The sequence below is a fragment of the Nocardia jiangxiensis NBRC 101359 genome (genome assembly GCF_000308615.1).
GTDB classification, from domain to species: domain Bacteria; phylum Actinomycetota; class Actinomycetes; order Mycobacteriales; family Mycobacteriaceae; genus Nocardia; species Nocardia jiangxiensis.
The window spans coordinates 397787-410996 of sequence record NZ_BAGB01000041.1 but is presented as its reverse complement, the minus strand read 5'-3'; the positions used below and the strand labels follow the sequence as shown (position 1 = coordinate 410996).

The 13210-nt window shown below is 68.7% G+C and carries 7 protein-coding genes; 4 read left to right on the top strand and 3 right to left on the bottom strand.

Annotated elements, in window-relative coordinates; all coding sequences use genetic code 11:
- Positions 1 to 46: 46 nt before the first annotated feature.
- Positions 47 to 1504 carry a cytochrome P450 gene (locus tag ON40_RS15925; protein WP_040823199.1) on the top strand — a complete coding sequence of 486 codons (1458 nt, stop codon included), beginning with the start codon at positions 47 to 49 and terminating at the stop codon, positions 1502 to 1504.
- 134 nt (positions 1505 to 1638) lie between these two features.
- Here ON40_RS15925 and ON40_RS15920 read toward each other — a convergent pair whose 3' ends face one another.
- Both ON40_RS15920 and ON40_RS15915 read right to left on the bottom strand, forming a co-directional pair.
- Entirely contained in the window at positions 1639 to 2484 is an 846-nt protein-coding gene (locus tag ON40_RS15920; RefSeq protein ID WP_051193152.1) for a serine hydrolase, read from the bottom strand.
- A 181-nt stretch (positions 2485 to 2665) separates the two neighbouring features.
- Positions 2666 to 2818 carry a hypothetical protein gene (locus ON40_RS15915; protein ID WP_245567819.1) on the bottom strand — a complete coding sequence of 51 codons (153 nt, stop codon included), beginning with the start codon at positions 2816 to 2818 and terminating at the stop codon, positions 2666 to 2668.
- Positions 2819 to 3396: 578 nt separating this feature from the next.
- Here ON40_RS15915 and recC point away from each other — a divergent pair.
- The 3 genes from recC to recD are packed head-to-tail and all read left to right on the top strand — an operon-like array spanning position 3397 to position 12274.
- On the top strand, positions 3397 to 6780 hold the full coding sequence (recC, locus tag ON40_RS15910) for an exodeoxyribonuclease V subunit gamma (RefSeq protein ID WP_040824240.1): 3384 nt from the start codon (positions 3397 to 3399) through the stop codon (positions 6778 to 6780).
- Complete coding sequence (locus ON40_RS15905; RefSeq protein WP_083895666.1) at positions 6777 to 10358, top strand: UvrD-helicase domain-containing protein; 3582 nt, start codon at positions 6777 to 6779, stop codon at positions 10356 to 10358. The genes recC and ON40_RS15905 overlap by 4 nt, the downstream gene beginning before the upstream one ends.
- Positions 10355 to 12274, top strand: coding sequence for an exodeoxyribonuclease V subunit alpha (gene recD, locus ON40_RS15900; RefSeq protein ID WP_040824235.1), 1920 nt, complete (start codon positions 10355 to 10357; stop codon positions 12272 to 12274). The genes ON40_RS15905 and recD overlap by 4 nt, the downstream gene beginning before the upstream one ends.
- 156 nt (positions 12275 to 12430) lie before the next feature.
- Here the strand turns inward: recD and ON40_RS15895 are convergent, their stop codons facing one another.
- Positions 12431 to 13129, bottom strand: a complete 699-nt coding sequence (locus tag ON40_RS15895) for a TetR/AcrR family transcriptional regulator (RefSeq protein ID WP_051193151.1) — start codon at positions 13127 to 13129, stop codon at positions 12431 to 12433.
- Positions 13130 to 13210 lie beyond the last annotated feature (81 nt).

Sequence of the window (13210 nt, the reverse complement as noted above, 5' to 3'; positions counted from 1 at the left end):
CGTACCGGTAATGTACGGGGTGTACTTTTAATTGAAAGGTTCGTTCATGGTCAGCGTCGACAGTGCGGAACGGGAAAACCTCGGACTTCTGCAGATACCCGACCAGCATCCGATCGACCGGATGCTACGTCTGCTCCCATCCCGCGAACTGTCACTTGCCACCCCACCCGAGGGAAGTGGACAGCTCCCCGTCCGGGGTGATGTCGGGCTGCCGTATCTGGGTCGCGCGTTGCAGTACCTGCGCTGGGGTACCGCGGAGATGATGGATCGATACCACCGCTACGGCCCGGTGAGCTACAACAAGGCGCTGGGCGTGGAGCGGGTGCTGGTCGCCGGGCCCGAGGCCGTGGACGAGGTGATCGGCAAGCGCCGCAACGATTTCGGACAGGGTTGGGACTATTTCATCGGTCCGTTCTTCCATCGCGGACTGCTGCTCCTCGAGTTCGACGAGCACATGTACCACCGCCGGATCATGCAGCAGGCGTTCACCCGCGACCGGCTGGTCGCCTATCTGGCGCAGCTGGGTCCGGCCGTCGAGAAGGCCATCGCCGGGTGGGTGCCCGCAGGTGCGGACAGTGCGCGGGTGCAGCTGTATCCGACGGTGAAGGATCTGGCGCTGGAGACCGCCAGCGAGGTCTTCATGGACGCGGATCCCGGGCCCGAACGCCAGCGGTTGGGCGCGGCGTTCATCGATTGCACCCATGCCGCGCTGTCGGTCGTGCGGCAGCCGCTGCCGGGTACGGCCTGGCGAGCCGGGGTGCAGGGACGCAAGGTGCTCGAGTCGTATTTCCAGCGGATGCTGCCGGAGAAGCGTCGTTCGGACACCCCGGACTTCTTCTCGGCGCTGTGCCACGCCCGCACCGAGGACGGCGAGCAGTTCAGCGATGCCGACGTGGTCAATCACATGATCTTCCTGATCATGGCCGCACACGACACCACGACCACGACGGCCACCGCGGTCGCCTACTACCTGGGACACCACCCGGAGTGGCAGGAGCGAGTGCGGTCCGAAGCGCTGGCGTTGCACGCGAAGACCAACGGTGCCCCGCCGACCATCGCCGACCTGGACGAACTGCACGATCTGGAGCTGGTGATCAAGGAGAGCCTGCGTCTGGTGCCGCCGGTGCCGGGCCTGGTGCGTCGCTCGGTGCGCCACACCGAGATCGCGGGCCACTACATTCCGGCGGGCACGCATATCGACCTGGCCTACGGAATCAACCACCTGCTGCCCGAATACTGGTCCAACCCAGCGGTTTTCGATCCGGAACGGTTTGCCGAACACCGCCGCGAGGACAAATCCCACCGCCTGGCCTGGATGCCGTTCGGCGCGGGTGCGCACAAGTGCATCGGCATGCACTTCGGCATGTTGGAGGTCAAGGTCGCCATCGCCGCCATGGTCCGCGAATACGAGTGGCTGATCCCCGAAAGCTACCTGATGCCTTGGGGATTCAACACCATCCCGTTCCCCCGCGACGGCGCGCCCATGCACCTGCGCAGGCGCTGAGCGTCAAGCCCGGCAATCACGAGAAGGCCGACCGTCACCTGAGTTCCGCCCACCCCCGACAACGCCAACTCCGAAGGCCGTGGCTCGGCCCCTCGGGGCCACGGCCCCGCCGGAGCGCAGCGGAGGCCGAAGATTCAGCTTCTTCCGCTCAGCAGGATTTTTGCTACCTGGGTGGTGGTCTGCTCGCCGTCGTCGTAGCCGCCCTTGTTGCCCAGGTCGTTCATGACGGCCAGGGTGTAGCGCTCGTTGGGACCGGCGAAGCCGACCGAGTTGACCACCCAGCCGCTGCGCTCCTGGGACCAGCCGTTCTTCAGGCCCGGGTTCATCGACGCGCCCGCGCCCCAGACGCCCCAGTGCTGGTTGGTGTCGACCTTGCGCATGCGGTCGACCAGGTAGTTGCGGTCGGCGGGGTTCATGTGGTCCAGGACGTTGGACATCAGCCGGTCCAGGTCCGCGGCGGTGCACTTCTGGAAACCCCAGTCCGGGAACACCTTCCCGGCGGGAGTGGGCTGCGGGGCCAGACCGGTCATGCCGTTGGCGCGGAACGCGTTGTTGAAGGCCCGGTGGTCGGGTCCGGCGAATTTGGTCCAGAGGATGTCGGCGGCGTTGTCGTTGGAGGTGGCCAGCATCGACTCGAGCAGTGTGCGATCCTGCGGCGTGATCACGATCGCGCCGACGCGCTGCCGGTTGATCAGATCCTCGGCGATGGCGAGTTTGATCGTGGAGGCCGTCCAGATCGGCGTGTTGGCATTGCCGTTGCTGTAGACCGCGCCGGTTTTCCGGTCGCGCACAACGTAACCCGTGACGCCGGGCCGTCCGGACAGGTAGGAGTTGACCTGCGCGATGCGCTGGCTCATATCGCAGTCGAAGCCGTTGACACAGCCCTGGACGCGAATCGGGAACGCCGTGGCAGGGGCCGGGTGTACGGCCGGTGCGGTGGCCATCAGGCCGGCGGCGAGGACGCAGGCGCCGAGGGCCATACGTGAGGGGCGACTGGCGCGCGAGGCGGAACGGGGATAACGCACGGTGCAACACCTTAGACAGACATCTGCATCGGACGCACGTCTTGAGGTCTGCCGCACATTATGCTAGTTCGCTGTAAATATTGTTGCGCAGTGCATTTCGGCGGTGCTGCGGTCCCATATGGGACAGCGGTGCGCCTCACCGGAATGCGGCGAGCAGGTCCTCGACGCTGCGGCCGTTGAGCCGGTAGCAGTGCGAGAAGGCTTCGGTGTGGCGGTCGCGTGGCCAGGAGTTCAGCACGATCGCGCGGCCGTAGTGGCGTGAATTGACCAGTTCCCAGCGGTCACCCATGCGGCGAACCGTGAACCCTGATCTGGGTACGAGGGGAATCACCGACGCAGACATCTACCGAACCAGCCTTTCGAAACCGCTTCTCCCGTTGCCTCCCCGCAGAGCACTGTGGCACATCACGCACCGTCCGCCGGGGTGACACGCGGTGGTGAGTCCCGGTCGATGCGGGGATTCGCGGTTGCGCGTGGATCCGCTTGTGTTGCTACGAATTTGGTATATATCGAGAATTACGGACAATGTGGTGTTCAGCACTATTCGCTGTAGAGTAGCCATGGGTCGGGGGTTGTCTCGGGGTCGGATTCGAGGTCGATGTGATCGTCGGCGTGTCCGGATCGTCACGGTGTGTCGGGCGTGGGGTCGGCCTGGCGCGGGTGCACGATTGTCGGGCCCGGTTAGCGGTTCGAGTCGTCACGTGCGGTTCGCCGGGGCGGGGACGAACGGTCTCGGGTGCGGGGCCGCGTGGGCGGCACGATCGCAGGCGGTAATGTCGCGTGGTCGATCGGCAGGCGACCGGGTCGGGGGCGCAGTTCACCGGTCGCGGTGTCGCAAGCCGCGCGGAAGAGACGGAGAGGCGGTCCATGGCGCTGCACATCCACCGGGCCGAACGGGCGGACACCCTCGCCGGTGAGCTCGCGTCGGTGCTGGCCCGGCCGCTCGAGGACCCGTTCGCGGCCGAGGTCGTCGCGGTCGGAGCCAAGGGGGTGGAGCGCTGGCTCACACAGCGGCTGGCCGGGGTGCTGGGCGGTGACGCCGGTGACGGGGTCTGTGCGAATGTGCGTTTCACGTCCGTGGCCGGGCTGATCGCCGATGTGCTGGGCGCGGCGAGCGGTATCGCCGCCGACGCGGATCCGTGGGCGCCCGAGCGCATGGTGTGGTCGCTGCTGCGGGTGCTCGACGCCTCGGTCGGTGAGACGTGGTGTGCGGTTCCGGCGCGGCATCTCGGTGCGGACGATCCGTCCGGACGGTCGTATCGCGCGGGTCGGCGGTTCGCCACGGCCGCGGGCGTCGCGGCGCTGTTCGACGGTTATGCCACCCAGCGGCCGAGTGTGATCGCCGACTGGGCCGCAGGGGCGGATACCGACGGATTCGGTGCGGAGCTTCCGGCGGATCTGCGGTGGCAGCCCCAGCTGTGGCGGCGGCTGCGCGCGGGGATCGGCACGCCGAGTCCCGCGGAACGACTGTCGGAGGCGTGTGCGCGATTGCGCGCGGAACCCGAGATCATCGAACTGCCGCAACGGATTTCGCTGTTCGGCCCGTCCCGGTTGAGCGTCGATCAGGTGAACGTGCTGTCCGTGCTGGCCGAACATCGCGACGTGCACGTGTGGCTGGTGCATCCGAGTCCGGCGATGTGGGCCACCCTGAACGCGGTCGATCCGGCGCCCGATGCCGCGCGCCGGTCGGCCGATTCGAGTGCGCTGGCTGTTGCGCATCCGCTGCTGGCCGCCCTGGGACGTGATGTGCGCGAGTTGCAGCAGCGGGTGCGCAGGATGGGCCCGGCGATCGATGTTCATCATCCGGGCGGTGATGAAACAATTTCGAGCACAGTGCTTTCCAGGTTGCAGGCGGGGATCCGGTCGGACGTGTGGCCGCCGCTGCCGGATCCGATGCCCGGTGACGACACCGTGCGGCTGCACTCGTGTCACGGGCCCGCCCGGCAGGTGGAGGTGCTGCGGGACGTCCTGCTGGGCCTGTTCGCCGAGGATCCGACCCTCGAGGCGCGCGATGTGATCGTGCTGTGCCCGGACGTGGAAAGTTTCGCGCCGCTGGTGCGAGCGGCGTTCGGGCAACCGCATGCCGATCCTCGGTCGGGCGAGACTGCCACGGCCGCAAGCAATCCCGCGCACGACCTGCGCGTGCGGCTCGCCGACCGGACGGCCGGCACCGCCAATCCCGTGCTCGCGGTGCTGCTGGCGCTGTTCGACCTGGCCGATGGCCGGGTGACCGTCACCCAGGTACTGGATCTGGCTGCGGCAGAACCGGTCCGGATGCGGTGCGGATTCGACGACGACGATATCGAGCGGCTGCGGGAGTGGGCGGCCGAGACCGGTGCGCGATGGGGGATCGGGCAGCGCCAGCGGCAGGCGTTCGGGCTCGGCGACTTCGCGCAGAACACGCTCAACGCCGCGGTGGACCGGATCCTGTTGGGCGTCGCGGCGGGCGAATCATCCGAGGACTGGCTCGATCTCGCACTGCCACTCGAGGACGTGGACTCCGGCGATGTGGATCTTGCCGGGCGGTTCGCCGAGTTCACCGACCGTCTCGCGGTCTGTGTGCGTGATCTGCGCGGGCCGACGCCGGTCGATCCGGCCGGAGGCGTGCGCCCGGCGCACGAGTGGGCGCAGGTGCTCGGCCGGGCATTGGATCTGCTGACCGAGGTGTCGTATGCGAACACCTGGCAGGCCGTGCAGGCGCGGCGTGAATTGAGCGCGGCCCTCGAACACGGCGGCGATCTCGCATTGCGGCTGCCCGATATTGCCGCGCTGCTGCATTCGCGGCTGGCCGGGCGGTCCGTGCGGACCAATTTCCGCACCGGTGAGCTGACCGTGTGCACGCTGGCGCCGATGCGCTCGGTGCCGCATCGCGTGGTGGTTCTGCTGGGCCTGGACGACGAGGTCTTTCCCCGGGCGGGCGGTATCGACGGAGACGACGTGCTGGCACGCGATCCACATGTGGGAGAACGCGATTCGCGCAGCGAGGATCGTCAGTTGCTGCTGGAAGCGATCATGGCGGCCGGGGAGCGGCTGGTGGTACTGCACACCGGGGCCGATCCGGTCACCGGCGCGCATCGCCCGCCCGCGATCCCGCTGGCCGAGCTGCTCGACGTGCTGGCCGCGCAACCGGGGGCTGGTCTCGATTCGGTGGTGACACGACATCCCTTGCAGGCCTTCGACAGTCGAAATTTCGATCCGGTGCGCCCGTTCAGCTTCGATGCGATCGCCCTGGCCGGTGCGCAGGCCGCGGCCGGTGCGGTAAATCCGCCGACGAGCTTCCTGCCCGCACCGCTGCCCGCCGCCGCACGGTCGGATGTGGAACTCGCGGAACTGATCTCGTTCGTCGAACATCCGGTCCGGGCATTTCTGTGGCAGCGCCTGGGGATCCGGGTGCCCGAGGAGGAAGAGGAGATCGACGAGCGGCTGCCGATCGAATTGGACGGCCTCACCAAATGGAATATGGGCGAGCGCATGTTGACCGCGCGTCTGCACGGCGCCGAGCCCGAGACGTTGCGCGCGGCCGAATGGCGGCGCGGGACGCTGCCGCCGTTCGGGCTCGGCGGGGCGGTGCTGGACGAGATCGAGAGCACCGTCGACCGGTTGGTTCGGGTGGCCCGGCCGATCCATGAAATACCTTCTCGCAGTATCGATATCGCGGTCGATCTGGGCGAGGGGAGACTGCTGCGCGGCACGGTCGCCGATGTGCACGACGATGCGGTGGTGCGGACCACGTTCTCCCGCCTGGCCCCCAAACACCGGATCGCGGCCTGGGTGCGGGTACTGGCTCTGGCCGCTACCGAACGGCATCAGAGTTGGCAGGCGCTGACCATCGGCCGCGGCCGATTCGGCCGTCCCGCATGGCGTTCGGTGCTGGCCGCCCCCAATGGCGCTGTGGCACAGGATATTCTGCGCGAGCTGGTGGGGTTGCGTGATCTGGGCCTGAGTGAACCGCTGCCGATCGCCACGGCCGCCTCGTCGGTCTACGCGGAGCGCCGCTGTCAGGGTGCGAGTGTGGACGAGGCCCGGACGGCCGCCGATCAGGAATTCCTCGGCGGCCCACACGGTCCCAAGCCCTTCGGTGAGCACACCGACCGCTATCTGCGCTACATCTGGGGCCCGGCCCCGCGCCTGGAACTACTGGAAACCGAACTGGCCGAACCGGATCCGGCGGGTGAATCCACCCGTTTCGGATCCCTCGCCCGCAGCCTGTGGGCCCCGCTGCTCGCCGCCGAAACCCAGGGACAGCCATGAGTGAGGAACTTTTCCCCGTCGAGGCCCCGGCCCATCGTCCCCGGCGCCGCCCATCGAAGTCCCCGGCGTCCCGCCGCCCGGCCACCCCGGCCACCGCCGACCTGTTCGACATGCCCGAGGCGGCCGAGTCCGCCGACCTCGTACTGCCTGACGCCGAGCCTTCGACCGGCGAACGCGAATCATCAACGGCGGAAACCGAACCGACATCGAGTAGCGTCGCCGAGTCGCGCGCCACGGATCCGGCCCCGGCTGGGAGTCCGCTCACCACGACACCGGCATCGACGGGGAACTCCGGGCGCGGGTTCGAATTGTGCGGGGAGTTGCCGACGGGGACGACCGTGCTCGAGGCCAGCGCGGGGACCGGTAAGACGTATGCGATCGTCGGGCTGGCGGTGCGGTACGTGGCCGAGTGCGGGGTGGATATCTCCGAACTGCTGCTGGTGACGTTCAGCCGGGCGGCGACGCAGGAATTGCGGGAGCGCACGCGGGACCGGTTCGTCGCGGCAGCGGCGGCGCTGGCCGATCCGGAGGCCGCGGTGCACAGTGACGATGAGCTGATTCGTCATCTGGCACAGGCCGATTCGGCCGAGGTTCGGTTGCGGCGGTCCCGGTTGCTGGCCGCGTTGTCCGAGTTCGACGCGGGGACCATCGCGACCACGCACAGTTTCTGCCAGCGGATGCTGGACGAGTTGGGGTTGGCCGGTGAGCACGATCCGGAGGTGCGGCTGGTCGAGAACGTCGACGATCTGGTCGCCACTGTCACCGAGGATCTGTTCCTGGCGCGGTATGCGCGGGCGGTGCCGCCCTTCTCGTTGAAGGATGCGCACGCGCTGGCCGTCGCTGCGGTCCGGGATCGGCAGGCTCGGCTGGTACCCGAGGAGGAATGCGGCGATGCGACGGCCACGGAGCGGGTCGCATTCGGTGCAGCGGTGCGCGCGGAAACCGAACGGCGCAAACGACTCTCCGGTATTCGCGACTTCGACGATCTGCTGGTGCTGTTGCACGACGTCCTCGCCGATCCGGTGCACGGCGCGCGGGCGCGTGACCGCATCCGCGAACGGTTCCGCGTCGCGCTGGTGGACGAGTTCCAGGACACCGACCCGCTGCAGTGGGAGATTCTGCGCCGGTGTTTCCACGAGCACGGCACCCTTGTGCTGGTCGGTGATCCGAAACAGGCCATCTACGCGTTCCGCGGTGCGGAGGTGCTCAGCTATCTGGACGCGGTCGCGGTGGCGGATCGGCGTCGCGAATTGAGCGTCAACCGACGCAGTGATGCCGGTCTGCTGGCCGCGCTGGATCATCTGATGGGCGGTGCGGCGCTGGGGCACAAGGAGATCGGGGTGCATCCGGTGGCCGCGGTGCGGCCGCACACCCGCCTGTCCGGCGACGGCGACCGGACTCCCTTGCGGCTGAGGTGGTTTCGGCGCACCGGCGCGGGACCGCTGAACAAGTCCGGATTTCCCGCGGTCGGCCGTCAGCGCTCGCGGGTCGCCGAGGATCTGGCCGCCGATATCGTGCAGCAGCTGGACTCCGGCCTGCGGATCGGCGAGCGCCCCTTGGGCCCAGGCGATATCGCGGTCCTGGTACGGACCCGCTCACAGATCGATGTCGTGCGGGCCGCGCTGGACGAGGTGGGCGTGGCCTCGGTGCTGGCCGGTGGCGCGAGCGTATTCGCCACCCGCAGCGCCACCGAATGGCTGTGGCTGCTGCGCGCGCTCGAACAACCGCACCGCGCGGACCGGGTGCGCTTGGCCGCGGGGACGCCGCTGCTGGGGTATTCGGCCGCGGAGATCGATTCGGGCGGTGCGGATCTCGTCGGCCGCGTCGGTCAGCAACTGCGGGAGTGCGCGCGACTGTTCGGCCGGGCCGGATTCGCGGCCGTCTTCGAGCGCTTGGCTGCCGAGACCCGTTTGGCCCCGCGGCTTCTCGCCGTCGCCGGTGGTGAACGCGAGCTGACCGATCTGCGTCATATCGCGCAGTTGATCGACCATGTGGCGCTGCGCGAATCGCTGGGCCTGAGCGCATTGACCCGCTGGCTGGGCGATCGGGTGCGCGATCCGGCCTCCGGTGCGGTCGCCGATCGCAGCCGCCGACTGGACCGCGACGCCGCGGCCGTGCAGATCGCCACCGTGCACGCCAGCAAGGGGCTGGAGTTTCCGCTGGTATATCTGCCGTTCGCCTGGGACAACGCGCGCAATCCGTATCCGGCGACGCTGATGTTCCACGACGAGCGGGGCAATCGGGTGCTCGATGTGGGCGGCCAGGAGGCCGTGGGTTACAACGACCGCAAGCGCCGCAGCGAAACCGAGGAGGCAGGCGAGGAACTGCGCCTGCTGTACGTGGCGCTGACTCGCGCCCAGTGTCAGGTGGTGGCCTGGTGGGCGCCGACCTACGGCACTGCCGCCGCGCCGCTGCACCGGATGATGCTGGGGCGGATGCCGGGCAGTGCGGATGTTCCGGGCCGTGGCGAGGTTCCCGCGGACAACGTTGTGGGGGAACATCTTTCGCACTGGGCACAGGGAGCGCCGGGCGGTGTCATCGCGGTGCGGCCGGTCGAGCACGCCGCAGCGGTGCGGCCACGCTGGGAACGTGACGAATCGACCACCGCGGAGCTGGTCGCGGCGCGGTTCGATCGCGTCGTCGACCAGGACTGGCGGCGTACGTCCTATTCCGCGCTCACCGCAGGTGCGCACGATATGCATGCCGCGGAGTCCGAGGCTGATACGAGCGTCTCGGACGAGCCGTCGGAACCCTCCGCCGAACTGTCGGAGGAAGACGAATTCGACTCCGCCGCACCGTCACTCATGAACGATCTGCCCTACGGCGCCGATTTCGGCACGCTGGTCCACGGTGTGCTCGAATACGTCGACACCGACGCCCCCGACCTGGCCGCGGAGGTCCGCACCCGTTGCGCGGACGCCATCGGCGAGCTGCTCGCCGACATCGATCCGGATGCCCTGGCCACGGCTCTGCTCGCGGTGCTGCACACGCCGATGGAAACCGGCAGCCTGGCCGAGGTCTCCGGTCGGGATCGGCTCAGCGAGCTGGATTTCGAACTGCCGTTGGCGGGCGGGGACACCCCGTGCCCGGAGCGGGTGACGCTGCGCCGAATCGCCGATCTGCTGCGCGCTCACCTCCCCGCCGACGACCCGTTCGCCGGATACGCCGACCAGCTCGACACGCTCCCGGACACCCCGTTGCGCGGTTTCCTGACCGGCAGTATCGACGCCGTCCTGCGCACGCCCGGACCACGTTTCGTGGTGGTGGACTACAAGACCAACCGGCTGGGCACGGGCGATCTGACCGTCGCGCACTACACCCGCGAGCGGATGATCGCGGAGATGATGCGTTCGCACTATCCGCTGCAGGCGATCCTGTATTCGGCTGCCCTGCACCGTTATCTGCGCTGGCGTCTGCCGGATTACGATCCGGCGCGGCATCTCGGCGGTATCCGATATCTGTTCGTACGCGGCATGATCGGTCCCGAAACACCGCCCGGCTGTGGGGTTTTCGACTGGGATCCGCCGCCCGCACTGGCCGGGGAACTGTCCGATCTGCTGGCAGGACAGTGGCGATGACCGCGATCCAGCTCGCGCAGCGGGCCACCGGATTGTTGCGCACCTTCAACGCCGCCGGTGTCCTCGCGGCCGCGGATGTGCACGTGGCGCTTCGGCTCGGGCGGCTCGGCGGCGAGGACGACGAGTCGGTCCTGCTGGCGACGGCGCTGGCAGTGCGCGCGGTGCGATCGGGCTCGGTCTGCCTCGAACTGGCCAGGATGCACGAAATCGGCGTGGACGGTGAGGGTTTCGACACCGACATGGACTCCGCCGCCGAACCGATCGATCCGGCGACACTGCCCTGGCCCGAGCAGACGCGGGTGCTCGCGGCCCTGCGGAACAGTCCGCTGGTCCAAGGCAGCGCGGCCGGGCCGCTGCGTCCGCTGCGCCTGGTGGAGTCCGCCGGTGCGGGCCCGCTGCTGTATCTGGACCGGTACTACCGGCAGGAACAGACCATCCGCGAGGTGCTCACCGAACGCGCCGAGACCCATCCCATGATCGATCCGGAAACCATCCGACGGCAGCTGGACCGCCTGTTTCCCGACAGCAGCGCCCCCGGGGATCCGCCGGACCGCCAGCGGGTGGCCGCCGCGCTGGCCGCGACCCAGTGGACGACCGTCGTGGCGGGCGGCCCGGGAACCGGCAAGACGCACACCATCGCCCGGATCCTGGCCCTGCTGGTGGCCCATCAGCGATCGATGCCGGATGCACCCGAACTGCGCATCGCCTTGGCCGCGCCGACCGGGAAAGCGGCTGCGCGCCTGCAGGAATCGGTGCGCGAGCAGGCGAGTGAACTGGATCTGCCCGAGCTCACCGCCGCGACCCTGCACCGTCTGCTCGGCTGGCAGCGCGGCGGCGCGACCCGCTTCCGGCACAACGAATTCAACCGGCTCCCGTACGACGTCATCGTGGTCGACGAAACCTCGATGGTGTCACTGACCATGACCAGCCGCCTGTTGCCCGCAGTGCGCCGGGACGCTCGCCTGGTGCTGGTGGGCGATCCGGATCAGCTGGCCTCGGTGGACGCGGGCGCGGTACTCGCGGACCTGGTGGCCGGACCCGTTGCGGGCCCGCCGAATCCGGTGCTGGAACAGGTGCTGGACGACCTCGGAGAGTCGGGTGCGGCGGACCGCCCTGAGGCGTTGAGTCCCCGGGAGCGGGATCGACTGCGCGGCGGCATCATTCGCCTTACTCGTGGTCGTCGGTTCGGCGGCCGGATCGCCGAACTCGCCGTCGCGGTGCGCGCGGGCGATGCCGATACCGCCCTGGACCTACTCGCCGACGGCGGCACGGAGCTTTCACTGTGCGAACCCGAGGAGTTCGCCGCCGTCCGCGACGACGTGATCCTGGCCGCCCGCGAGTGCACCGCCGCAGCCGAGAACGGCGATGCCGCAGCCGAGAACGGCGATGCCGCAGCCGCACTGGCCGCCATGGAATCGCATCGCCTGCTGTGCGCGCACCGACAGGGCCGATACGGCGTGGAGCGCTGGGACCGCATGGCCGCGGGCTGGGTCGCCGCGTCCGGAATCGGCGCGGAACCCGGTGCCGGACACTGGTATCCGGGCCAGCCGCTACTGGTCACCGCCAATGATCACGAGGCCCGCATCTACAACGGCGACACCGGCGTGATCGTGCGCGGCCCCGACGGCGGACTGCGTGCGGCGCTACAGCGCGGCAGCGAACCCTATCTGGTGCACCCGACCCAATTCCCCGGCGTCACAACAGTTTACGCGATGACCATCCATCGCAGCCAGGGCAGCCAGTACGGCACGGTGTCCATCGTGCTCCCCGGCCCCGAATCCACGCTGCTCACCCGCGAACTGCTCTACACCGCGATCACCCGCGCCCGCCACCACGTCCGCATCATCGGCACCGAGGACGCCATCCGCGCCGGAATCGGCCGACGTGTATTGCGCGCCAGCGGATTACGCGGCTGAATCTGCTTCGCGGCCGCCACTTCGACATCTCGGTCTCAACTCGCCCGCCACAGTTTCAAGCGCCTGCTCGCCTGTGTGCGTCTGCGCTGTTCGATCGTCGGCGGAGCTCGGATCGCGCGGTGTGCGGCTCGTTGTTCGCGATCGAGCTGCGCTGACTCAGACGGGCTCGTCGAAGATTCCTGGAATCGCAAGTGCCCGTTCGACATCGGCGCGGCTACCCAGGGCGACCAGCACACTGCGGATCATGGTCAGCCGAGCGGCGGTGACCTGCGCGGGATCGGGTTCACTGCCCGGGTTCGCGGCCGAGGACACGCGGTAGACCACGTATTCGCAGGTCTGTAGCGCGGTGTCCAGGTCGAGCGGGCTGGGCAGGGGGCGGCCGAGTTCGGTGAATTTGGTGCGGACCAGGGCGCGGATATCGTCGAATGCCTCTTCTCGGTAGGCCGAAACCGGTGAGGCCGGGTCGTGCAGTTCGGCGAAGACCGGGCGCAGCATCGGGCCGTGCCCGCGCGCCCATTCCAGATAGGCGTCGATGATCGCGATGCCCAACTGCACCGGTTCGGACGAACGCTCCAGGGCCGTCCGGATCCCGCCGACCAGGCCCTCGTTGGACAGCGTCAGCAGCGAGTGCAGCGGCTGCTCGGCATTGCCGAAGTAGCGGTAGAACGTCGGCCGGGAGATGCCGGCCTGCTCGATGATGCGGGCGACGTTGAGTCCGCGCGAGCCGTGCTCGGTGAAGACCGCGGCGGTGGCCAGCTCGATCCGGGCGCGCACCTCGTCGGCCTGCTCGGGGGTCTGCGGCGGCCGACCGCGCCTGGCGCCGTTGTGAGGCGGGACCACCACACCGCTGGACATCTGGTGAAACCTCCTCGATCGATGGCGTTCGCTTGACAGCATACGGTCCGCTCCTATTAATCTAACACAAGTGTTCATGTA

What these genes read in the sequence shown, in the direction of transcription:
- ON40_RS15895 (WP_051193151.1), bottom strand. Translation starts at nt 13,129, where the DNA reads ATGTCCAGCGGTGTGGTGGTCCCGCCTCACAACGGCGCCAGGCGCGGT.
- ON40_RS15920 (WP_051193152.1), bottom strand. Translation starts at nt 2,484, where the DNA reads ATGGCCCTCGGCGCCTGCGTCCTCGCCGCCGGCCTGATGGCCACCGCA.
- recC (WP_040824240.1), top strand. Translation starts at nt 3,397, where the DNA reads ATGGCGCTGCACATCCACCGGGCCGAACGGGCGGACACCCTCGCCGGT.
- ON40_RS15905 (WP_083895666.1), top strand. Translation starts at nt 6,777, where the DNA reads ATGAGTGAGGAACTTTTCCCCGTCGAGGCCCCGGCCCATCGTCCCCGG.
- ON40_RS15925 (WP_040823199.1), top strand. Translation starts at nt 47, where the DNA reads ATGGTCAGCGTCGACAGTGCGGAACGGGAAAACCTCGGACTTCTGCAG.
- ON40_RS15915 (WP_245567819.1), bottom strand. Translation starts at nt 2,818, where the DNA reads ATGGGTGACCGCTGGGAACTGGTCAATTCACGCCACTACGGCCGCGCG.
- recD (WP_040824235.1), top strand. Translation starts at nt 10,355, where the DNA reads ATGACCGCGATCCAGCTCGCGCAGCGGGCCACCGGATTGTTGCGCACC.